Raw genomic sequence first — 22,907 nt, 5'->3', positions numbered from 1 at the left:
ATATGAGTGAAATTATTTTGGAGATGAAAGGCATCACCAAGACATTCCCCGGCGTCAAAGCGCTCTCGTCAGTCAATCTGCAGGTGAAGGCAGGCGAGATCCACGCCCTCTGCGGAGAGAATGGGGCAGGCAAGTCCACGCTGATGAAGGTGCTTAGCGGAGTGTATCCGCACGGGACGTATGAAGGGGATATCTATTACCAGGGGCAGGTATGCCAGTTCAAGGATATCAAGGACAGCGAGGGCCTGGGGATCGTCATTATCCATCAGGAGCTGGCGCTGATTCCGTATTTGTCGATTTCGGAGAACATCTTCCTCGGCAATGAACAGGCCAGACGCGGGGTGATCAACTGGAACGAAACGACGGTCAAGACCAAGGCGCTGCTAACGACCGTCGGCCTCAAGGAATCGCCGTTTACAGGAGTCTCTACGATAGGTGTCGGCAAGCAGCAGCTTGTAGAGATCGCGAAGGCGCTCTCCAAGGAAGTGAAGCTGCTCATTCTCGACGAACCGACAGCGGCGCTGAATGAGGATGATAGCGAGAATCTGCTGCTGCTCATTCTGGAGCTGAAGAAGCAGGGGATATCCTCGATTATCATTTCCCACAAATTGAACGAAATCGAGAAGATAGCGGATTCCGTCACGATTCTGCGCGATGGACAGACCATCAAGACCCTGGATATGAAGCAGGATGCCGTTACAGAGGATGTCATTATCAAAGGCATGGTCGGGCGTGATCTGACGAACCGTTACCCTGAGCGCACACCGGATCCGGGCGAGACGATCTTCGAGATTCGGGACTGGAATGTCTACCACGAGACACAGGCGGACCGCAAAATGCTGGATCAAATTAATCTCTACATCCGGCGCGGTGAGGTGGTCGGCATTGCCGGGCTGATGGGCGCAGGGCGCACGGAGCTGGCGATGAGTGTGTTCGGCAAGTCTTATGGCAAGCGGATCAGCGGCCAGACTTTTATGCACGGCAAGGAGGTACACCTGAATAACATCAGCCAGGCGATAGAGCATGGGTTAGCCTACGTAACCGAGGACCGCAAGCATTACGGCCTGATCCTGATCGACGATATCAAGCGGAACATCTCGCTCAGCAGCCTGAAGAAGCTCTCCCGTCATGGCGTCATTAATGAGAACGAGGAGGTACTGGTCGCAGAGGAATACCGCAAGAAGCTGAACATCAAGACCCCCAGCATCCTGCAAAAAACCGTGAATCTCAGCGGCGGCAACCAGCAGAAGGTGGTACTCAGCAAATGGATCTACGCCCAACCGGATGTGCTGATCCTCGATGAGCCTACGCGGGGCATCGATGTCGGGGCCAAATACGAAATCTATTCCATCATCAACAGTCTTGCCGCAGAGGGGAAGGGCGTGCTGGTCATCTCTTCCGAGCTGCCGGAAATTATCGGGATGTGCGACCGGATCTACACCATGTGTGAAGGGCGGATCAGCGGGGAAGTGGTACGGAAGGATGCGTCGCAGGAGCTTTTGATGAAATTTATGACACGAAGCAGGGGGTAACACCGCATGGGAGCCATTAGTGAACTGTTCAAAAAAAATATCCGCCAATACGGCATGATCATTGCCTTGATTTTTATTTCGGTGTTCTTTCAAATTCTGACCGACGGCATTCTGCTGAAGCCGCTGAACGTGACCAATCTCATTCTGCAGAACAGCTACATACTGGTGCTGGCTATCGGGATGGTGCTGGTAATCATCACTGGGCATATCGACCTCTCGGTCGGCTCGGTAGCTGCCTTCATCGGTGCCCTGTCGGCCATTATGATGGTGGATATGGAGCTGAATCCGGTGCTGGCCGTAGTCATCTCGCTGCTGATGGGCGCGCTGGTCGGGGCCTGGCAGGGCTTCTGGGTCGCTTATGTCAAAATCCCGGCGTTCATCGTGACCCTGGCGGGCATGCTGCTGTTCCGGGGACTGACGATGATCGTGCTGAACGGGCAGTCGATTGCGCCTTTCCCAAAGACTTTTCAGAAGATCAGCTCCGGGTTCATTCCCGATGTCGCCAGCGGGGGCTCGCTGAATGTGCTGACCCTGATCATCGGTGTTCTGCTGTCGCTGCTGGTGATCTATCAGGAAATCCGCAGCCGCCGGATCACGGTGAAGTACGGCTTCGAGCGTTCTCCAATCTGGATGTCTGTTGCCAAGGCTGCTGCGCTGGTGATTGTCATCAACCTGTTCACCTATGTTCTGGCGCAATATAACGGGATTCCTAACATTCTTGTCATTCTGATGGTGCTGATCGTGATGTACTCCTTCGTCATGAACCACATGACCATGGGTCGGCATATCTATGCCCTGGGCGGCAATGAGAAGGCGGCCAGCCTCTCCGGCGTCAAAACCAAACGGGTGACCTTCTGGGTATTCGTTAACATGGGTGTACTCGCTGCCCTGTCCGGTCTGGTCTTCGCGGCCCGCCTGAACTCGGCTACCCCTAAGGCCGGTACGAACTTCGAGCTGGATGCTATCGCTGCCTGCTTCATCGGCGGAGCCTCCGCGTCCGGGGGAATCGGAACCGTAGTCGGTGCCATTATCGGCGGTCTGGTCATGGGCGTCATGAACAACGGCATGTCGCTCGTCGGCCTCGGCGTAGACTGGCAGCAGGGGATCAAGGGACTGGTGCTGCTGCTTGCCGTAGGCTTTGATATCTATAACAAATCGAAGACAGCCTGATATAAGATAGAACCGGGCCGGAACTGCTCCAGGGGGAGCGGCTCCGGCTTGCCTGTCGTACAAGTTCTCCCGCACAGCTTGCAGCATACGGCTCTGGCATGGATAATAGCACCTAAGGTGCTTTATATTTCATGTTATATAGATTGAACTAAAATTTAAGTTAAAGGAAAAGTGGCGGAGGGGAATTTTGGAACTGGAGGAGCGGAAGCGACCGCCTTTGTGTTTGAATTTCTACCGCGTAATGCGGTTTAATTTAGGAAATTCAAACACAACAGCGGCCGGAAGTCCAAAACTTCTCTGGAGTCACGGCTAATCCCAAAACATAAAAACCATTAGTTCAATTTATATAGTACAGGAGGCTACAGATGCAGATTATTGCCATGCTGACCATGCTGATTGACCATGTCGGCCTGATCTTTTTCCCGGGTGAGCTTGCCTGGAGATATGTGGGGAGAATTGCCTTTCCGATCTACTGCTACGCGCTGGCGCAAGGCTATATCCATACCTCTTCCAGACCCCGCTATTTCCGGCGGCTGCTCGTCATCGCTGTGCTGGCGCAGATTCCGTACAATCTGGCGATCCATCCGGGAGGCTGGAATGTCGTCTTCACCCTGCTGATCTCAGCGCTTGTCCTTGCCCTGCTTGATAAGCTGCCGAATCTGTGGGCGGGTATTCCGGTAGTAGCCGTAGCTGTGCTGCTGATGGATGCTCTGCCTCTGGACTACAACGCTTACGGCCTGCTGCTGGTGCTGATCTTCCGTTATACCCGTTCTTACGTGCTGGTGCTGGCGCATTTGGCGCTGAATGTATTCTATCTGTTCTATTATAATTGGCTGGTGCAGATGGCCAGCATTATTCCGACCCTTCTGATTGCGCTGACTCCGGGTTTTTGGGTGCTGCTGGAGAAGAAGCGTCTGCCGCGCTGGGTCTGGTGGTGCTTTTATCCGGCCCATTTAGCAATACTTGCGTTGGTAAAGTTTCTCTTTTTCAAAGAATGGGTATTTATAGAATGGCGGAGTTTATTTAGCGTATGAGGGTTCATCATTTCCAGGTGCTGTATTTACAAATCCATGCTCCTCTGAGATGATGGGTACGTTGCCAAATTATGAGCTAGAGGAGACATGCTATGAAGAAAATGAAAGCAAGAACCAAATGGCTGGTGCCGATTCTCGCCCTGCTACTGATTCTGTCAGGCTGCCAAGCGGTTGGCGGCTTCGATGTCAATAAGGCACTGCTGGGGGATCTGGATGTCAAATCCTCTGAATCCAGCACTACGATGACCCTGAACGCTGTTCCTGCAGCAGGTATCACCGCAGAGGACAAGGAAGTTATTGATCTTATTAATTCCTTATCGCTTACGCTCGGCCATGTGAAGGTTCAGGATAACGGCAACGTCTCGGCCACGGGAGTTGTGGGTTACAAGGAGTTCAAGATTCCTTTCTCCCTCTTCACCGACCAGAAGAACCTGGTCTTCACCGCTGAAGGCGCGAAGCAGCCGTTCTACATGCCGCTTCAGAGCAATGAAATGTTGCTCGGTCTGGAAGCAACCGATCCGGCCAAGACCTTGGAATTCACTAAGCTGGCCTCCCAGTTTGTGATCAAGAATCTTCCGAATCCGGGTGCGATCACAGTGACATCCGTTAATGAATCCGTATACGGCCAGCCAACCAGCTTGACGAAGCTACATACGGAAATTACAGGGGAAGAGCTTCCGGTATTGCTTAAGAGCTTCCTGAGATCTGTGTCGAAGGATACCGAAGGCTTCACCGCTCTGATTAGCGGTCTGTATGATTACATGTATCCGCTCATCAAAGACAGAGCTGAAGATCTGAACAGCATCGGTCTGGGCGATATTCCGCTGGAAGACAAAGAAGGGGTAGTCACCGTAGTGCATGATGCAGCCAAGCTGGCTGTGGATGCTCTCCTGCTGGTCTATGACAAGCAACTGGAGAACCTCTATGAATCGACCCCTGAACTCAAGACTGTTCTCGGCAAGGATACGAAGCTGACTGCGGATATCTTCGTAGATAACGGCTTCCATGTCCGCAAACAGAACATCGACTTCAATGTTGCTCTTCCGGCCGATGAATATCTGCCGCTGCAGAGCATCAGCATGAAGCTGGTGTCCGAGACCTGGAATGTGAACGGTCCGGTAACGGCTGATCCAATCAGCACCGTGGGTGCAATTGATTATTCCAAGGGTGACCTTACTCCAGGGGAAACGCTGAGAAGCTTCGATGCCAATTCATCCGTCTATAAGCTGCTCAAAGAGGAGATGGCAATTACCTCCAAGAGCCTAATGATCGCACCGGATGACGATTACTATTATCCGGTCGTGAAGAATGGTACTACCTATGTACCGCTGCGCTATGTCGCAGAGGATCTGGATGCCAAGGTAGAGTGGGATGGACCTAACAAATCGATCAAGGTAACTGACGATGTATACGGCGATCAGCTCGTATTCAAAATCGGTTCCGCGCAGGCACAAATTGCCGGCAAGACCGTGAAGCTTCCGTTAGCAGTATTCGTAGATGAGTATGGAGATGCTAATGTGCCGCTGCGTGTATTGGCTGAAGGCCTGCATGCTACGGTTGAAGTAGATGATGACGGCTATATCTGGATCGAACGTCCGTAAGAAGTACAGTTATAGTCAACAAACCGGGACCCCTGAGCAATCAGGCGGTTCCGGTTTTTTTGTTGAATAGGAAATTATGATTTTCGTCCGGTGTCTTGGAGCATCGGCAGGATCTATATTCTGGATCAGTAATAGGATTTCACCGGACACATGGACAGCGCGTGGTCATCTGGGCCGGATGTGGTCGAAAAACCGACCACAATGGGGATGCCGCAGGCATTTTGTTCTGTGGGAGTTACCGGTCTTGCCTTGACAATATAGGTTTATTGCAATAGACTTAACATTATTAGGTCTACTGCAATAAACTTATAAGGAGTGAAGAGGATGGAGCCATACAAATTATTTGATGCCGAATATAAATTCGCTTGCCTGATCTGGGATCATGAGCCGATTAATTCTACAGAGCTGGTGAAGCTGAGTCTCTCGGAACTGGGCTGGAAGAAGTCCACGACCTATACCGTATTGAGAAAGCTATGTGAGCGGGGAATTCTCAGAAACGAGGGGGCCATGGTCACAGCTATCATCCCGAAGTCGGAGGCGCAGCGGCATGAGAGCCAGACGGTAGTGGACAAAGCCTTTGGCGGGTCGTTGCCGCAGTTTTTGACTGCTTTTCTCGGGGATAAGAAATTGTCCGCGAAGGAAGCGGCGGAGCTGAAAAGGATTATCGAGGAGGCCTCCCGATGACGGACCTGTGGATCAGCATTCTGAATATGAGCGTTACAGCCAGTTATGTAGCCGTGGCCGTCATGCTGGCAAGAGTCCTGCTGCGGCGCGCGCCCAAGATTTTCTCCTATATCCTGTGGTCAGCCGTAATGATCAGGCTGATCCTGCCCGTCAGCTTCACTTCAAGCTTCAGTATCCTGAGGCTGGCAGGGCGGCCTGCAGGCTCGCCCGGCACAGGGCAGCTGCAATTCGTTCCGCAGCATATAGGGAAGCAAGCGCAGCCTGCATTGGACACCGGAACAGGTTCAGCAGGAAGCCTGTGGAACAGTCTGTCTCCGCCGGTAGCACCGTCGGCAAGCGTGAATCCTGTGCAAGTCATCCTGTGGGCCGGCAGTATGATCTGGCTGACAGGTGTTATAGTCCTGCTGCTGTACAGCGTGATCTCTTACCTGAGAGTCATGCGCAGTGTCCGTACAGCAACAATTGTGAAGGGGCATGTCTTTGAGACGGACCAGATCATGACTCCATTCGTATTCGGCTTCTGGAAGCCAAGGATCTACATCCCGGCCGGGATGAGCGGACAGGTGCTGTCCCATATCCTGCTGCACGAGCAGACTCATATTAACCGGCGGGATTACCTGATCAAGCCGCTGATGTTCCTGCTGGTCATTCTCCATTGGTTCAACCCGCTGATGTGGCTGTCTTTTGTGCTCATGAGCAAGGATATGGAGATGTCCTGCGATGAAGCGGTGATCCGGAAGCTGGGTCCGCAGGTTAAAAGCAGTTACTCAGGCTCCCTGCTTGGCTTCTCAGCCCGCCGGAGCGGTCTTATGACCGGCAGTCCGCTGGCTTTTGGAGAGAGCAGTGTAAAGGCGCGGATTAAGCATATTCTTGCTTACCGCCAGCCGACCTCGGGGAGTGTAGCCGCTTTTACCCTCGTTCTTGTGATCCTGCTGATTGGATGTACCGCTAATCCCAAGCCTGTGCAGCATCCGTCGCAGCTGTTATATTCCGGTTATACGATGGATCAGCTGCTGGAGAGCAAGACAAAGTATATTGGTGACGCCAGCAAGGTCACAGCGCTGCTTGGTGCAATGCCGCTGCCGCAAGGACTGGAGAGGGCAGGCATTGAGCTGACAACCGGCTCCCGCCCGTATGAGTTAACCATCAATTATACAGTAAACGATATTAAGGGAATGTGGAACGATGAGCTTCAGGCGTTAAGCCGGGACCCACTCCTGAAGAATTCGGTCCTGCTGTTCACCCTGATTGATAACGCGGATATTATTAATTACTCACTTGCGGATGAAGGGATAACATACAGCTTCACGTTCGCCAGAGAAGAGATAGATAAGCTGCTTGGAGAGGATGTCCGCCCGTATGGAGCGGATGAAGCTGGTCTTCGTAAGCTGATCGACCGGCTGGATAGTGTCAAGCTGACTCCTTAAATGCCGATTTTTACAGAATCCTGCTTGCCGCCCTGGATGGTTGTAGTAGCCGGTGCGGCGGGTGGAATGGTGATCGGGTGGTGACTTAAGCGTATAACTCATGGAATGCTCCCTACGTGGGGTGCAACCTAGAGGGGCGTAATGCTGGGGGATTATGTATGCCGACTTTTTCCAAGACCTAATTCAACATAATAACAGAACGCAAAGAAACAGTCTATATTTTTCTCCGGGAATGGAATAGAGTGGAGTAGCCGGCAATACAAGAAGAAGCGGAGTGTGGTTACTTGAAATTTCATTGTCATCTGGAGGCTGCTGTATTACAGGAGTATGTGGAGAAGGTCTTAGGCTCGAGTTATACCGTCGTAAAGGTTAGCAAGATGGAGGGCGGTGCCCAGAAGGTGGTCTATAAGCTCGACTTCAGCAATGGCTTCTCCTGTATTCTGTATGTGTGGGATCTTGCCATGAATTATTTCCAAGAAGAAATCGTTAATCATAATATACATGCTGAGTCCTACGGGAGCGAATTATTTGAGAGCAATAACAGGTTCCTGACGGAGCATGCAATCCGTACGCCATTACTCTATGATCTGAACAGGGACAGAGACCGGTACGATTTCGATTATGCACTGGTTGAATATGCTGCCGGACAAGATGCCGAGGTGTATTTCCAACATCCCGATAACAAGGTTCAGGATAAAGTCTTCCGGCAGCTGGGAGAAATGATTCACGCCTTGCATAGGATTCAGAGCAGAACCTATGGCAAACCGGGTGAAACTACGCCTAACAACATACAATGTCATCTGCATCAATTATACAATGGGATAAAACAGCTATCTTACGCCGCAGAGCATGTGGAAGCCATCCGCAAGAATCAAGGAAAACTGCTCGAGCAGCTATACAGCCTGGAGTCTAAGATAGCACTCCGCAACAGCTACGGATTCATTCACGGGGAGCTTGGCCCCAACCATGTGATCGTTACGGATCAGCTGGAGCCTTGCCTGATTGATATTGAAGGCGCTGAATTCTATGATATTGAACATGAGCACAGCTTCCTAGAAATGCGTTTTGGAGAGCATTACCGACGTTATTTGAATAATGTTCAGCTCGATGAGAACCGGAAGCGGTTCTATAAGCTTCATCATCATCTTTCATTGATATCAGGCGGGTTGAAGTTAGTTCACCGAGGGTTCCCTGACCAGCAGCTTGCCAGAGGAATTGCCGATCGTCATACTCACTGTGCGCTCCAGTTTATAGAAGCTTAAACCTGGAACAAGCCTCTCTTTCGTATACCGGAAGGGAGGCTTTGCTGTCTGCTATTGTGTAGTCAGAACCATCTCCAGCGAGGTATTGCTCACTTCTGCATGCTCCGCCATACTGCGGATATATCCCGACATGAAGCCGCCCTCCATACTCTCCCACAGCTTGAATCCCGGCATCGCCCGGATCTCCTCCAGCGAATCAGCAGCGTTCCCGGCAAAATACTTCACGTTCAGCTTCGACATCACCTCAGCCATCGACTGCTTCTGCGCCTCCGTGAAGCTGCTCTCCTTCAGCCGGTTCATCGCTTTGTCATAGGAGTTCTCTGCGAAAATCTGCTCCGCATACGCCTTGAAGTTCAGCAGGTGCGGATCGGTCTTGTGGTTGGCCTTGGCCCAGCCGTCAACATCTACTTGAGCAGTGTGGTAGGTCACGGCCCGTGAAGCGGGATCGAAGGTCATTCTGCCGTACTGGTGCGGATTCACCGCCATGGCGCTTGTAGCAATATCATAGACAGGCAAGGCCGGATCTATCGAGGCTTCCGGAGGATCGCGGCGGATATCCTGCATATGAATATGCCCGGATAATACCAGGTTTAGCCCACTCTTGCGAAATGCCTTCATCGTCTCCTGGCTGTTGTTGAGCTTGAACCCGGATACGGCCATGGAGGTATGGCTCAGCAGATTATGATGCATCACTGTAATAATCGAAGCATGCTCCTGAGCGGCCAGCTTCACATTGTCATCGATCCAGGCAAGGGTGGACGGCAGCAGGCGCCCGTCGGTCTGCGGAAAATTATATTCTTCGTTATGTGCATACTGGGCACTATCAAGCATTAGCAGCCACAGGCCCGGAGCGGCCTTCACCACATAGCTTAAGCTGTCCGCATCCCGCGAGACCGCCTCGTTATATCCGAAATCGTCATAGATGCGCAGGAAATCCTCTACATTAATATGCTTGGCAACGATCTGCTTGTCACCGTCGAACGATCTGGCCCAGGGGTTGTTGATATCATGGTTGCCCGGAGTCACGTAGACGCGGGTTCCGGCAGCCTCCATCCGGTGCAGCTTCGCAGCCAGCTCCTGATGACTGTCCGCTTCCCCGTTATTGGTGAGATCTCCGCTCAGAATGAGAAAAGCCGGCTTGTTCTGTTCCACATCCCGGACCAGAGCTTCGGTCAGCTCATCGCTGTAAGGAAGCATTTTGCCATCGCCGCCTGTGACATAGGTCTGAAAGGCCTGACCGCCGTCCTCCAGGGATTTGTCCAGATAATGCGTATCGGTGGCGACCCAGAAGGATACAGGTTCTCCGGGTTCTATAGCAGGGGTCACGGCCTCAGCAACTGCTGGAGCAGCGTTCAAGGCAGAAGAAGCGGAGTCTTCACACCCGCTGAGGATGAGGGTGGAGGAGAGGAGCATCATTAAGGTGAGCTTTACCGCATGGGTTGTGCGGTTATGAAGAGAGGTGCGCATGGCTTAACCTTCTTTCTGTATTTTTGGCTGAACCATTGTAGCTTATTTATGAGGGGGTTGTATATACGATATGTTAGCCGTTGTTTCTAAACCTCTATAATAGCTTATAGAAAATAGTGGAAGGTGCATAATTGAAGGCAATTCAGCGACACTAAGAGCGGATATACAAAATAAAGCGCTGGTACAGGAAAAACTTGTGAATGATGTGTTGTATTCAGACCGGAACAGTGTTATGATTAAAAAAAAGTAAGTTACTTAATTAAATGGAGGTAGTTATTTTATGTCTAAGACTTTTTTTGAAGCAGTAAAAGGTAGACGTTCCATATACGCCATCAGTAAAGAATCCCCAATCTCTGATGAACAAATTCAGAAGATTGTAGAAGAGGCTGTTCTACATAGCCCAACTTCCTTCAACTCGCAAAGCTCCAGAGCTGTAGTATTGCTGGGCGAACAACATGATAAGCTGTGGGATATTACTGCAGAAACCCTGCGTAAGATCGTTCCTACTGAACAATTCGAAGGCACGGCTCAGAAGCTGTCCTCCTTCAAGGCCGGTTACGGCACTGTGCTCTTCTACGAAGATCAGGCAGTGGTGAAGCACCTGCAGGAGAACTTTGCACTGTATGCTGAGAACTTCCCGATCTGGTCCAACCAATCCTCAGGGATTCTGCAATACGTAGTATGGACTGCCTTCGCCGAAGAAGGTCTGGGAGCATCCCTTCAGCACTATAACCCGCTGATCGATGATGAAGTGAAGGAGACCTTCGGTATTGCTGCGGACTGGAAGCTGATTGCCCAGATGCCATTCGGCAACATCTTAACCCCTCCAGGCGAGAAGGAATTCCAGCCGATTGAAGAACGTGTGAAGGTAATCAAGTAAGGAAACCCTGCGATAAGCAGTTTAGAACCTCCCTGATCCGGCTAATTATGAATATAGCCCGTTCAAGGAGGTTTTTTATAATGCCATGGGATAAAGATAACTACCCGGATTCACTGAAGAACTTCATGGCCCCCGTTCGCAACAAGGCGGTGGAGATTGCCAACGCCCTGCTGGAAGAAGGCTACGAGGAGGGGCGGGCCATCGCCATTGCCACTGCACAAGCCAAGGAGTGGGGCGAGAATCACGATAAGCAGATCCGCAAAAAGGATCACTGACCGTTCAGCGTGGACTCCGCTGGTAAGGCGTTCATCTGGACATAAGCAAAGAGGACAAGCGGTTATCCGCCTGTCCTCTTTGTATAACTAGCTTGTCCATCAACAGAGTTATTTCGTTGCAGGAGCTTCTGTTGCAGCAGCAGGAGCTTCACTGGCTGCCGGAGTAGCAGATGCATCCGGTTTATCGGTCAAAGTATTCGTGATCTTGGCATTTTTGTTCAGATCAGCGAGCCATGTAGCGGACATCTCGGATACCTTCTGTGACATCAGTGTCTTCTTGATTTCGTCTTTCTTCTCGGCCAGTGTATATTCTTTGGCTTCCTTGCGGTCAGTCACCTTGATGATGTGGTAGCCGTAATCGGATTTCACAGCGCCGCTGGTTTCGCCAACCTTCAGCTTGAAGGCGGCATCGGAGAACTCAGCAACCATGTCGCCGCGTTTGAAGAAGTCCAGATCGCCGCCTTTGTCCTTGGAGCCGGTGTCAGCGGATTTTTCTTTAGCCAGTGCGGCGAAGTCCCCGCCGTCTTTGAGCTGCTTAACGATGGCATCCGCTTCTTCCTTGGTCTTCACCAGGATGTGGGAAGCACGAACTTCTTCCTCCTGATTGTATTTCGCTTTGTTTTCTTCGAAATATTTGGAGATTTCATCATCGGTAACCGTTACCTTTGGTTCTACCAGCTTGCGGATTTCAACCTGGAGCGGCATTTGCTTCTTCAGGTCTTCAATGGTCATCGAGCTCTGCTGCAGAGCGTTATTCAGAGCTTCCTCGCCGCCGAACTGGGTTTTGAGGTTCTCGATCTCTTCATTGATGTCTGCATCGGTAACCTTAATGTTGGCTTTCTTGGCTTCCTGGCCCACCAGTGTGGTGGTAATCAGGTTTTGCAGGGTGGATTCCCCGCCGGCTTCAACCAATTTATCATACAGCTGCGCTTTGGTGATGTCTGTTCCGTTCACGGAAGCAACGGCAACTTTGCTGTCATCTTTCTTGAAAGGCTGTACAATCAGCACTACGATTAGCGCTGCTGCCAGTACGAGCGATGCAATCATCCAGCCTTTGCCGCCGCCGGATGGAGCAGGTGAGGAAGGAGGAGTACCGCCGCCGCCGACTTTGTTCATCACGGGAACGCTTTCTTCAACTCTTGGAGCTGTTCGTACAGGTTCCTGCGGTACAGGGGCTGTTCCGGCAGGTTCAATAACTTCTTCCGGAGTACTCACAGAAGCGTCGTTCTCTTCCGGCGTAATGCCGTTTTCTAGCTTTTCATTTTCATTGAAATCTTTTTTGTCCATTATAATTAATGACTCCCTTCAATATAGGTGGTGCCTGTCTTTCTACAACTTTACCAGAAAACAGAATTCCAAACCTTAAGAAAGTATAAAAAAGCACAATTACTTTTTAAGATTCCATTAAGAAACAGGTAAAACACAGGAAAAACCGGAGCAGCACGGGTGTCCCCATATGCGCTCCGGCCTGATGAGAGAGACTGTAATGATTCGCATAGAATAGTACCAAGGTGCAAGTTGTGTGCGGATAACGCTCCGGCTTAAGAGCTCAGTCCCTTAAGCAAATGGCGGATGTTCTCCTGCTTGCGTCTTGGAACACGTACAGACTTGGCATAGAGGCCCATTTCACCGAAGTAGATGCAGTCGTCCTCAATGGAACTGATCTTGTTCAGGTTCACGTAGCAGCCACCGTACACATGATAATAGCTGTTGCTCGACAATAAGCGGTTCAGTTGCTCGGCAGTCATTCTCTTTTTAATATTGTAGTTTCTGCCGTGAAAAATGACCAGGTCATGGTCCCCGACCTTAAAGAACAGAATGTCTGTCTCCACCTCGAAGTCCTCGTATACATTTCTGGCTTCCAGCAGGCTGCTCATTCGTGTTCCCCCTTTATCTTGATTAATAACATTAATGTTAGCGCTTTCATTATATCATACTCTGAACGGCTTGAGAAGTCTTATTTTTGAAATGTTTTTTGTCATTTTTTCCGTTGCATTTGTCAACCCTCACGAAAAATTGTAAATTATATAGATGGCTGTTTAACTTGAGGAGGAATTCTAGATGAACGAGAAGACGAAGCTGCTGTTATTTACCGGTTCCTATGCCACCGCAGAAGAGAGCGGAATCCAGGTGTTTGCCTTTGACGGTGAAGCCGGAGGCACACTGGAGCGGCTGGATACCGCAGAAGGCCTGACGAATCCAACGTTCGTGAATGTGGACCCTTCCGGCCGGAAGCTGTATGCCATAGGGGAGAAGCCGAACGGTACGGGGGGCAAGGAAGGGGAGGTTATAACCTTCGCTATCGATCCTGAGACAGGCAAGCTGAGCGAATTGCAGCGGATTCAGACTATGCCTTCGGAAGGCAAAGGCCAGAGCACGACCTGTAACATTAACCGGGATGTGAGGAATGAACATCTGGTCGTATGCAGCTATCACGGGGGATCGGTCGGACTGCTTAAGCTGGACCAGGACGGACTGCCTGTAGCATTGACGGATATCGCTCAGCATAAGGGACATGGTGGGACTCCGGGCCAGGACCGTCCCCATCCGCATTCTGCCATCTTCAGCCCTGATGGACGCTACCTGTTCGTCTCGGATCTGGGACTGGATCTGATCCGCAGCTACCGGATAGATGCAGAGGCGGGAACGCTGGAAGCGATTGGAGACACCCCGCTGCATGCAGGGGCAGGACCGCGGCATTTCGTGTTCCATCCAGACGGGAAGTCCGCTTATGTCATTAATGAGCTGGACAGCACGGTGACATCCTTCCTGTATGATGCTGCTGCAGGAACCCTGAAGACGGCTGCTACCGTATCCACACTGCCAGATGGATATGGGGCCGGCCAGAACAGCTGTGCAGAGATCACCTTCTCCAAGGATGGCAAATATCTGTACGGCTCGAACCGCGGGCATGACAGCATCGTTCAGTACGCTGTAAATCCGCAGACGGCCGGGCTGACCCTGGTAGAGCATGTATCCACCAGAGGCGGACATCCCCGTCACTTCACGGTTACACCGGATGGTGCCTATCTGATTGTTGCCAACCGGGACGGCAATAATCTGGTTGTCTTCTCCCTGGACGAAGGCAGCGGCCGCCTGAGCTTCACCGGCAATACCGCTGAGCTGTCGAAGCCGGTGTGCGTAATGCCGGCGGTCTTCCCCGCGTAGGACAGGCTGCCTGCCCCTGCTGGACCTGAGGAGACAACGGCAAAAGGAACACCGGGTTGCTGCTCCGGTGTTCCTTTTGAGTTCGTAGACAGTTCATTGGTAAGAGCTTAGGTTAGAATGTGCGCCGTGCAGACAGCTTATTTGAGCGAGACGGGCTTCAGCGGCACCACTGTGGAGACGGCCGATTTGAAGAGTACGTTCTGTCTTCCGTCACCCTGACCCTGCAAGGTGATCGTATAAGCGTCGTAAGAGGTTATCAGTCCCTGCATTTTGACTCCGTTAGTTGTGAAGATCGTCACCGGCATCTTGGTTGAGATGCACTGGTTCAACAAACGTTCCTGCAATTTTAGACTTTCCACTTGGCAGCACTCCATCTTTAATTAAAATAATTTCTCCAGGCCATTATAACACGGGACAGACCATCCCAGGAAATGTGTTCATAAGGCCTGACAAATAGACAAGGGGGTAGTTATGCTATATTATCATTACTGGTCCCGCGGATTCCGGGGTTTTATATGGTTTTTGCTGGCTTTTATCCTGATCGCATTAATGGTTAAGCTGGACTTCGCCAAGGGCTTCGACCATGCGGTGATCCGGTTCGTGCAATCGATGGAATCTCCGCCGCTGACTGCGCTGGCCAAAGGCTTATCCCTGGTCGGCTCCTCGAAGCTGGCGGTCGGGATCTCCGTACTGACCATGCTCATCTTGTTCTTCGCGCTGAAGCACCGGCTGGAGCTTGCCTTGTTCCTGTGGGTGGGCCTTGGCTCCCAGCTGCTGAACACGCTCTTGAAGCTGTGGTTCCACCGGGAACGTCCCACCATTCACAGGCTGATTGAGCAGGCTGGGTATAGCTTCCCCAGCGGACATTCAATGGCAGCCTTCTCGTTATACGGGGTCATTGCCTACCTGCTGTGGCGGCATATGCACAGCCGGAGCGAGCGGTTCCTGCTGATTCTGTTCACTGTGCTGATGACCGGGGGGATCGGCTGGAGCCGGATTTATCTGGGGGTGCATTATCCGAGTGATGTGATCGGCGGCTATGCCGCGAGCGGAGCCTGGCTGATGCTGTCGGCAGCCTGCTTCGAGGCTTACCGGAATTACAAGGCGAATCCGCACCACATAAAGAATGCCCGGAAGAAATAACTCCGGGCATTTCCGCGCCTGTCCTTTTACATATTGCGTACATCTGTAAGGAGGACTGGCTTGTCCTCCTCAAGGCCGGATGCCTTACCGCTCAGGGGGCCTTCGTTGCAGCAGGCGGCGGTGACGGCTTGCCCTGGTGAAGCTGGGCTGCGCGGCTGAGGCTGCGCTTAATCAGCGTCGGCAGGCCCGGCTTCAGCTTCGCCGCGTCTTCCTTCGTCAGCTTCCCATCCTTGACGAATCCATCCAGCTTCAGGCTGGCGGCATCGCTCAGCTTCTGGACATACTGGTCTTCGCTCCAGCCCTTCTTCTCCTGGGCCAGACCCGCCAGGGTCTTACCCGATTTCAGGCTGGCAATCAGCTCCTCGCGGCCCATTCCGAGCAGCTCAGCCGTTTCGCTGATAATGAAATGGCCTCCGGCCCTGAGATTCCGGTCCCCGCTGCGGTGAGGGGGATGCTCTCTGCCGGTATGCGGTGAGGCCGGGGGAGGGGTAGCTGTGCCTTTGGGAAGCTGCTCGCCGAAGGCGGCGGCTGGAGACAGGGCAAGCATCATGGCTGCTGCCCATGCGGTTAGGGTTCGGGTCGTTCTTTTCATGGATACACCTCTTCTGTTGGTTGTAGTTACTACCCGGTATAACAGTATTCCCTGAAAGCTGAAAGAATCCTGAAGCCCGGCTTAAGACATACTAAAATTCGCCAGCGCAGTTCATGGGTAATAACAAGATATACATAAAGGATGAACATCCGCAGTAATTATGATAAGCTTCAAGCTCTTGGGAGGGATGGACTTGGCTTTCGGTGCCCGCATACTCAAAACAGGAATGGCCGTAACGCTTGCCCTTTATCTGTCCGTTCTATTCAACTTCGCCTCTCCTGTCGGTGCGGCTATTGCGGCTATCTTTGCTATGCAGCCCTCCATATACAGATCATGGCGGTATTTCCTCGATCAGATCCAGACCAGCACGATGGGGGCGGTGATTGCGCTGCTTGGCGGAATGCTGCTCTCCAATGAACCGATTGCGGTTGGACTGGTATGCATCCTGGTGATTATGATCAGCATGAAAATGAACCGCGCCGACACCATCGGCCTGACGCTGGTCACCGTCATCTCCGTCATGGAGGCTTCCGGCCAGTGGCAGTTCGCGTTAACCCGGTTCCTGCTGACCCTGACCGGGATTCTGTCGGCTTTTATTATCAATATCTCTGTATTCCCGCCGCAGCCGCGCAAGCAGTACATCCAGCAGATCGAGAATGTGTTCACCAGTCTGTCGCTGCTGTTGCGGACGGCGGTGTCGCATGAGATGAAGGAAAGTGTATTCCGGGATGAGAAGAACGGCCTGGAGGGCGCGATTAAAGCGCTGGCAGACAAATACGCGTTGTTCGAGGAGGAGCAGAAGCAGCTCCGCAGGGCTAAATACAGTCAGACGAGACAGATGGTAGTCTACAAAAACCTGCTGAATTCCCTGCAAAAGGGCTATCAGGTGCTTGAGGCGATTGACCGGCATTATTTCCAGGCCGACCGGACGGAGCAAACGGATGAGCTGTTCGACCGCCATCTGGAGCAGCTGATTAAGTATCATGAGTACATTCTGCTGAAATTCGAGGATAAGCTGAAGCCGGGAGCCAATGACTCCGAGCCGCTGGCGGAGGACAATGACCGCTTCCTGAAGTCCGCTATTAACGGGTATGATCCGCAGAAATCCGGGCAGCTTCGGCTGTCGGTGGTGGCTGCGGCCATCTATGACTACGGCTATCAGCTGGAGCGTCTGGATAAGGTGGCTGACCAGATCCACCGGATGAACGCAGACGACAAGGAAAGTGCAGTGCTGAGCGAGAAAATCTAGAGCGTAATGAATATAGCAAAAACTTGTAAAAGGACTACAGAGTTGGTAACATTGTTAGTCAACCTTCCGAAGGGGATGAAATGAATTGGATAAACTTGATCACGAGTGGCAAAAGGAGCAGGAGCGAGTCAACGGCATTACCAAGCTGCTGTCTACCCATATCCGGCTGCTGTCAGAGGAGCTGGGACTCCACCGCACGGATGTCGTGGATATGCGCAAAGACTTCTGGGAAGAGGTCACAGTGAACTTCAGCAGCCCCGACGATCTGGGGGAGACTTCAACCAGTCTGCGGCAGCAGGCACAGATTCTGAACGAACGCGAACGCCATCATCTGCAATCCAGCAAGTCGCTCAAAAAATATAAAAAGCTGGTAGTCTCGCCCTATTTTGGCCGGATTGATTTCTCGGAGGCGGGGGATGCTGCGGCTGACACTATCTATCTGGGCATCGGTTCGCTGATGGAGGATAACGGGACCTTCCTGATCTATGATTGGCGTGCGCCCATCTCCAGCCTGTATTATGACGGGGCGCCGGGACCTGCATCCTATGAGACGCCGGGCGGACAGATTACGGGTACCATGGAGCTTAAGCGCCAATTCGTGATTGATAACGGTGAGATTGAAGTCATGTTCGACACGGGGGTCACCATCGGCGATGAATTGCTTCAGCAGGTACTGAGCCACAGCGCCGATGACCGGATGAAATCTATTGTAGCCACCATCCAAAAGGAGCAGAATGCGGTCATCCGCAATGACCGGAGCCGGATGCTGGTTGTGCAGGGAGCCGCCGGGAGCGGCAAGACGTCAGCGGCGCTCCAGCGGGTAGCCTATCTGCTCTACAAGTATCGTGAGGTGCTTCAGGCAGACCAGATGCTGCTCTTCTCGCCCAACCCTTTGTTCAACAGCTATGTATCTACTGTGCTGCCTGAGCTGGGGGAAGAGAACATGCAGCAGACCACCTTCCAGATGTACCTGGAGCACCGGCTGGGCCAGGAATTTCAGCTGGAGGATGTATTCAGCCAGACGGAGAGTCTGCTGAATGCCCCGGACGGGGAGGACGCTTATATCCGCCGGGAAGGTATTACTTATAAATCGTCAGTAGCCTTCCTTAGCGCCATCCGGCAATATGTGAATCTGCTGGAGCATGAAGGCATGCTGTTCAAGCCGCTGATGTTCCAGGGGAAGGCGGTTGTCTCTAAGGAAGAGATGGAGCGCCAGTTCTACAGCTATGACCCGGGCATCAAGCTGGCGAACCGGATTGAGCTGATGACGGGCTGGCTGCTCAAAAAAATTGCGGCGTTCGGCGTTGAAGAGCGGAGTGCGGCATGGGTAGACGAGCAGATTGAGCTGATGGACAACAGCGATTATCAGCGGGCCTACAACCAGATGCGCCGTAAGGGCGGAGGGCATAACGACAGCTTCGATGATTATGATGCGGAGCGGATCCTGCTTGCCCGCTACGTGGTCAGCCAGCGCCTCAAGCCGCTGCGCGGCTGGACCAAGCGCGGACGCTTCGTGGATGTGAAGGCTCTGTACAGCCGCTTGTTCGAGGGTCGTGAGCTGATAGAGAGCCTGGATACCCGCCAGCCGCTGCCTGAAGCATGGGATGAGATCTGCGCGCAGACGCTGGCTGCAATTAGGGGCAACGAGCTGGCCTATGAAGATGCGACGCCGTTCCTGTATTTGAAGGAGCTTAGCCAGGGCTTCCGGACGAACACGCTGATCCGTCATGTTATTGTGGATGAGGTGCAGGATTACTCGCCGTTCCAGCTCGAATTCATGCGCCGCCTGTTTCCCCGGGCCAAAATGACCGTGCTGGGCGACCTGAATCAGGCCATCTATGCCCAAGGCGAGGTGCTGGGAGATCTGGCCGGACTGGTGAGCATCTACGGCGAAGAGAACACCGAGGTGATCTCGTTGACCCGCAGCTACCGGTCTACGTATGAGATTGTTGAATTCACGCGGGCGATGATTCCCGGCGGCGAGAAGATCGTACCCTTTAACCGCCGGGGGGAGGAGCCGCTCCTGACGCTGGTGGACAGTGAAGACGATCTGCTCTCCTCAGTGGAGCAGGATGTGCTTAAGCTACATGCGGAGGGTTATCATTATGTGGCCGTAATCTGCAAGACAGCAGAAGAGAGCGCACAGGTACACCGTGAATTGGAGAAGCGGCTGCCGGTGCGGCTGGTCACGAAGGAAACGCCTAATTTTCAAAAAGGGACGCTGGTGCTTCCGGCTTACCTCGCCAAGGGCGTCGAGTTCGATGCTGTAATTATCTATGACGGTTCCGCTGAGAAATACGGGCGTGAACATGAACGTAAGCTGTTCTATACCGCTTGTACCCGGGCGATGCATCTGCTTCATATCTACAGTCTGGGACAGCCAAGCCCGTTCCTGCCTGCTGCTGTGCGTGAAACGGTTACGGCTGGTACGCAGGAGAAGTGAGTAAATATAAAACCGCCTGCGCGTGTGACGCGAGGCGGTTTTGTCTTTTTATTAGGGAACCATAGTTTCCTGCTGCTGTGGACAGGTGTGGGTTGGATCAAATGTATGTCAAAAACAGCATACATTCGGTGCGTAAGCAGGCACACGGCTTGAATGTATGTCAAAAACAGTATACATTCGGTGCGTAAGCAGGCACAGGGCTTGAATGTATGTCAAAAACAGTATACATTCGGTGTGTAAGCAGGCAGAGGGCCTGAATGTATGTCAAAAACAGCATACGTTGTGCCCGCGCGAAGGTAATCTTCTTCATCCTGTTAGGGTGGTGATATCTCCACTTCACGTAAACGTAAAGCTAGCCCTGTAGGGCAGCTTTACGCTTACTGTTCTGCCGGGTCACGAGTACCAGAAGATAGACAACGAGCAGCAGCGCAGGTGCCAATATCGAGTACCGGTACATCACGGCATAGCTGGTGAACATGGCGACAGCGCCAAGCAGCATGGAGCCGATGGCGACACCGAGATCCAGGGAGTTCAGGAACATTCCGTTGGCTAACCCGCGCTGGCGCGGCTCGACAGACTGGATCATCCAGGTCTGGAGTGCAGGCTGCATGGAGCCGAAGCCGAAGCCGTAGCATAGAGCGGCCGGAAACAAGCCCGCCGTTGTGGAGGCGAAGGAGAGCAGCAGCAGACCGGCGACAATGAACAGGCTTCCCGGGATGAGTAAGGCAGCCGCGCCAAAGCGATCGTAGATTCTGCCGGAGAGCGGCCGGATCACGACAATGGCTACGGCATTGAACAGGAAGAAGTAAGCGATATGCTGGAGGTGCTTCTCTTGCCCGTAGAGCGCCAGGAAGCCGAGCAGCCCGCCGTAAGAGATGGATAAGAGAAAGTTAAGCAGACAGGGAAGCAGCAGCCTGCGGTAAGGATTGCTTCCGGCAGCTGCAGCCGGAACTGCGGCCGGCTCCAGATGTCCGCCAGGCAGTGATTTCGCCAGGCGGAAGCCCATCGGTAGGATCAGAGCAAGCACGACAGCTGTCCCCAGGAGCAGGGACCCGAAGCCTGGTCCTTGCAGAAGGCTGAGTCCGATTAGCGGGCCAGCCGACATGGCAAGGCTGGTGGATAATCCGAAATAGCCCATGCCCTCACCCATGCGGCGGATAGGGATGACATCAGAGGCCATGGTCGGGAACGCCGTGCTGGCCATGCCGAAGCCTACGCCGAACAGCATGCGGAACAGCAGCAGGGTGAAGATGCTGCCTGCGAAATAATAGCCCGCCACCGCAGAGAGGGAAACAGCAAGGCCGAGGAAGATCAGCAGGTTGCGCCCGCCCTTCTCCAGGGCCCTGGCAGAGAAGAGGCGGGAGGCAATCGCGCTGAAGGCGAACAGGCTGGTGACAAGGCTAACCTGCACGGGTGAAGCATGCAAGGCACTTTCCGCATAAGCCGGGAGGGTAGATAAGGTCATCTGCAGTCCTATGAACAGCAGAAGATTGCAAAGGGTGAGTGTGATGAAGGATGTTGTCCATAGACGTTCAGATGATTGATTCAAGTGTTTTGACTCCTATTCCTGATGTAGATTTCCGGTGTTGTGATAGATTTGCTCCAGCATACTGCGGAGGTCTTCAAGCTGCTGCGGCTCGAGCCCGGCTACAGCCATATCTATAGTCTGCTGCTCCAGTGCTATAGTGTTCTCTATTAACGCCCGCCCCTCTCCGGTGGCATAGAGCTGGAACGCCCTGCGGTCCCCGGGGTTGGCCGTTTTGGTAATGAAGCCTTTCTTGAGCAGGAGCTCCACGATCCGGGCGGTAGTCGGCTGGTCTTTGGCAGAGGCAACGGCAACCTCCTTCTGGTTGACTCCGCTGCGGTCACAGATCATCAGCAGGGTGGACCATTGCTCGGGTGTGATGTCATAAGGCTTCAGCGCCCGGGCGAAGCTCACGGAGATTCTCCGGTGGGTCGAGCCCAGCAGGAACCCGAGGAATTGCTGGGGAGAGGAAAGAGTCATAAATGAGCTGCTCCTTTGTAATTACTTGTTACAACAAGTATAAGCATAACAAGTAAATGAGTCAAGGATGAATGGGTCCTTCCAATCTGACAACACCAAAAAAGCCCCGCTCCGCATGATGCGGAAGGGGGCTTGAACAGTAAGCTATGTTGTTTTAAACCTGTGGAACCTTCTCCCAGTCCTTCAGGAAGCGTTCGATACCATTGTCGGTCAGCGGGTGCTTCCAGAGCGATGGCAGGAGTGAGCCCGGGATGGTAGCGATATGAGCACCGGCAATGGCCGCTTGCTCCACATGGGCGATGTTGCGGATACTGGCTGCGATGATCTCGGATTTCAGGTCGTAGTTGGTCAGGATCGTCTTCAGATCCTTGATCAGCTTCATGCCATCCACACCGATATCATCCAGACGTCCGACGAACGGACTGATATAAGTAGCTCCTGCCTTGGCGGCCATGAGGCCTTGAGCAGCGGAGAATACGAGGGTTACGTTGGTTTTGATGCCTTTTTTGGTCAGTTCATAACAAGCTTCCAGACCATCTTCGGTCATAGGCAGCTTGATGACCACGTTCGGAGCCCATTCTGCGATCTCGTAAGCTTCCTTAAGCATCTCTTCAGCCGTAAGGCCGATAACCTCAGCGCTTACAGGACCAGGGACAATAGCTACGATCTCCTTGATTACATCCTTAAACAATCTGCCTTCCTTGGCGATCAGCGACGGGTTCGTCGTTACGCCATCCACTAATCCGAGGCGGGTAATACGTTTGATTTCCTCAATATTTCCGGTATCCAAGAAAAATTTCATTTCCAGGTATCCTCCCTTGATTTCGTATGGATTTGACAAAACAGCAGGCTCCACTTCATTATGAGACATGCCACGTGAAGTTTCAACTGTTAATTTGAATCTCTCAAAATAACTTTATGGAATCGGCGCAAAAAATGGTTTTTACGCGGGTAGGACCATTCACGGCTACTTCT

Annotated in this window: 21 protein-coding genes; 13 read left to right on the top strand and 8 right to left on the bottom strand. The window is 52.5% G+C overall.

Going from position 1 to position 22,907, the window contains the following annotated elements; genetic code table 11:
- Nucleotides 1-2: 2 nt before the first annotated feature.
- The 7 genes from mmsA (at nucleotide 3) to MKY96_RS14680 (ending at nucleotide 8,710) form a co-directional block, all read left to right on the top strand.
- Nucleotides 3-1,532 (top strand): multiple monosaccharide ABC transporter ATP-binding protein, encoded by a 1,530-nt coding sequence (mmsA, locus tag MKY96_RS14710; RefSeq protein WP_340941292.1) that lies wholly within the window; start codon nucleotides 3-5, stop codon nucleotides 1,530-1,532.
- A gap of 6 nt (nucleotides 1,533-1,538) precedes the next feature.
- Nucleotides 1,539-2,702, top strand: coding sequence for a multiple monosaccharide ABC transporter permease (mmsB, locus tag MKY96_RS14705; RefSeq protein ID WP_340941290.1), 1,164 nt, complete (start codon nucleotides 1,539-1,541; stop codon nucleotides 2,700-2,702).
- Nucleotides 2,703-3,067: 365 nt separating this feature from the next.
- Nucleotides 3,068-3,736 carry a TraX family protein gene (locus tag MKY96_RS14700; RefSeq protein WP_340941288.1) on the top strand — a complete coding sequence of 223 codons (669 nt, stop codon included), beginning with the start codon at nucleotides 3,068-3,070 and terminating at the stop codon, nucleotides 3,734-3,736.
- A 92-nt stretch (nucleotides 3,737-3,828) separates the two neighbouring features.
- A complete protein-coding gene (locus tag MKY96_RS14695) occupies nucleotides 3,829-5,337 on the top strand; it encodes a copper amine oxidase N-terminal domain-containing protein (RefSeq protein ID WP_340941287.1) in 1,509 nt (502 codons plus the stop codon).
- 324 nt (nucleotides 5,338-5,661) lie between these two features.
- Complete coding sequence (locus tag MKY96_RS14690; RefSeq protein WP_340941285.1) at nucleotides 5,662-6,021, top strand: BlaI/MecI/CopY family transcriptional regulator; 360 nt, start codon at nucleotides 5,662-5,664, stop codon at nucleotides 6,019-6,021.
- Nucleotides 6,018-7,448 (top strand): M56 family metallopeptidase, encoded by a 1,431-nt coding sequence (locus tag MKY96_RS14685; protein ID WP_340941283.1) that lies wholly within the window; start codon nucleotides 6,018-6,020, stop codon nucleotides 7,446-7,448. The genes MKY96_RS14690 and MKY96_RS14685 overlap by 4 nt, the downstream gene beginning before the upstream one ends.
- Nucleotides 7,449-7,777: 329 nt before the next feature.
- Entirely contained in the window at nucleotides 7,778-8,710 is a 933-nt protein-coding gene (locus MKY96_RS14680; RefSeq protein WP_340944574.1) for an aminoglycoside phosphotransferase family protein, read from the top strand.
- 51 nt (nucleotides 8,711-8,761) lie between these two features.
- On the opposite strand, the gene MKY96_RS14675 is transcribed toward MKY96_RS14680, so the two are convergent.
- Nucleotides 8,762-10,177 carry a metallophosphoesterase gene (locus tag MKY96_RS14675; protein ID WP_340941282.1) on the bottom strand — a complete coding sequence of 472 codons (1,416 nt, stop codon included), beginning with the start codon at nucleotides 10,175-10,177 and terminating at the stop codon, nucleotides 8,762-8,764.
- 280 nt (nucleotides 10,178-10,457) lie between these two features.
- Here MKY96_RS14675 and MKY96_RS14670 point away from each other — a divergent pair, with 280 nt between their 5' ends.
- Together MKY96_RS14670 and MKY96_RS14665 are read left to right on the top strand one after the other, a co-directional pair.
- On the top strand, nucleotides 10,458-11,057 hold the full coding sequence (locus MKY96_RS14670) for a nitroreductase family protein (protein WP_036729316.1): 600 nt from the start codon (nucleotides 10,458-10,460) through the stop codon (nucleotides 11,055-11,057).
- 80 nt (nucleotides 11,058-11,137) lie between these two features.
- Entirely contained in the window at nucleotides 11,138-11,332 is a 195-nt protein-coding gene (locus tag MKY96_RS14665) for a DUF2188 domain-containing protein (protein ID WP_340941281.1), read from the top strand.
- Nucleotides 11,333-11,440: 108 nt separating this feature from the next.
- Here MKY96_RS14665 and MKY96_RS14660 read toward each other — a convergent pair whose 3' ends face one another.
- Nucleotides 11,441-12,619 carry a peptidylprolyl isomerase gene (locus MKY96_RS14660; protein ID WP_340941279.1) on the bottom strand — a complete coding sequence of 393 codons (1,179 nt, stop codon included), beginning with the start codon at nucleotides 12,617-12,619 and terminating at the stop codon, nucleotides 11,441-11,443.
- A 254-nt stretch (nucleotides 12,620-12,873) separates the two neighbouring features.
- Complete coding sequence (locus MKY96_RS14655; RefSeq protein WP_173126417.1) at nucleotides 12,874-13,209, bottom strand: LytTR family transcriptional regulator DNA-binding domain-containing protein; 336 nt, start codon at nucleotides 13,207-13,209, stop codon at nucleotides 12,874-12,876.
- Nucleotides 13,210-13,393: 184 nt separating this feature from the next.
- Here MKY96_RS14655 and MKY96_RS14650 point away from each other — a divergent pair, with 184 nt between their 5' ends.
- Complete coding sequence (locus tag MKY96_RS14650) at nucleotides 13,394-14,500, top strand: lactonase family protein (RefSeq protein WP_340941278.1); 1,107 nt, start codon at nucleotides 13,394-13,396, stop codon at nucleotides 14,498-14,500.
- 137 nt (nucleotides 14,501-14,637) lie between these two features.
- Here the strand turns inward: MKY96_RS14650 and hfq are convergent, their stop codons facing one another.
- A complete protein-coding gene (hfq, locus tag MKY96_RS14645) occupies nucleotides 14,638-14,859 on the bottom strand; it encodes an RNA chaperone Hfq (RefSeq protein ID WP_173126423.1) in 222 nt (73 codons plus the stop codon).
- 112 nt (nucleotides 14,860-14,971) lie between these two features.
- On the opposite strand from hfq, the gene MKY96_RS14640 reads away from it, so the two are divergent.
- The gene (locus MKY96_RS14640; RefSeq protein WP_340941276.1) at nucleotides 14,972-15,643 is read left to right on the top strand and encodes a phosphatase PAP2 family protein; all 672 of its coding nucleotides are present in this window, start codon (nucleotides 14,972-14,974) and stop codon (nucleotides 15,641-15,643) included.
- Between the two features lie 91 nt (nucleotides 15,644-15,734).
- Here the strand turns inward: MKY96_RS14640 and MKY96_RS14635 are convergent, their stop codons facing one another.
- A complete protein-coding gene (locus MKY96_RS14635) occupies nucleotides 15,735-16,235 on the bottom strand; it encodes a hypothetical protein (protein ID WP_340941274.1) in 501 nt (166 codons plus the stop codon).
- A 193-nt stretch (nucleotides 16,236-16,428) separates the two neighbouring features.
- Here MKY96_RS14635 and MKY96_RS14630 point away from each other — a divergent pair, with 193 nt between their 5' ends.
- Nucleotides 16,429-17,484: an FUSC family protein gene (locus MKY96_RS14630; RefSeq protein WP_340941273.1), complete on the top strand. Its 1,056-nt coding sequence runs from the start codon at nucleotides 16,429-16,431 to the stop codon at nucleotides 17,482-17,484.
- 85 nt (nucleotides 17,485-17,569) lie between these two features.
- Nucleotides 17,570-19,927: an RNA polymerase recycling motor HelD gene (gene helD, locus MKY96_RS14625; RefSeq protein ID WP_340941272.1), complete on the top strand. Its 2,358-nt coding sequence runs from the start codon at nucleotides 17,570-17,572 to the stop codon at nucleotides 19,925-19,927.
- A 352-nt stretch (nucleotides 19,928-20,279) separates the two neighbouring features.
- Here helD and MKY96_RS14620 read toward each other — a convergent pair whose 3' ends face one another.
- The 3 genes from MKY96_RS14620 to fsa all read right to left on the bottom strand — a co-directional run bounded on the left by MKY96_RS14620 (nucleotide 20,280) and on the right by fsa (nucleotide 22,734).
- Complete coding sequence (locus MKY96_RS14620) at nucleotides 20,280-21,476, bottom strand: MFS transporter (protein ID WP_340941271.1); 1,197 nt, start codon at nucleotides 21,474-21,476, stop codon at nucleotides 20,280-20,282.
- A gap of 12 nt (nucleotides 21,477-21,488) precedes the next feature.
- Nucleotides 21,489-21,932 carry a MarR family winged helix-turn-helix transcriptional regulator gene (locus MKY96_RS14615; protein WP_340941270.1) on the bottom strand — a complete coding sequence of 148 codons (444 nt, stop codon included), beginning with the start codon at nucleotides 21,930-21,932 and terminating at the stop codon, nucleotides 21,489-21,491.
- Between the two features lie 154 nt (nucleotides 21,933-22,086).
- A complete protein-coding gene (gene fsa / locus MKY96_RS14610) occupies nucleotides 22,087-22,734 on the bottom strand; it encodes a fructose-6-phosphate aldolase (protein ID WP_036694437.1) in 648 nt (215 codons plus the stop codon).
- Nucleotides 22,735-22,907: the final 173 nt, after the last annotated feature.

This window comes from Paenibacillus sp. FSL R7-0302 (genome assembly GCF_038006885.1).
Lineage (GTDB): Bacteria > Bacillota > Bacilli > Paenibacillales > Paenibacillaceae > Paenibacillus_AQ.
Note: the sequence above shows the minus strand (reverse complement) of the source record. Positions and strands in the feature narration are given on the sequence as shown.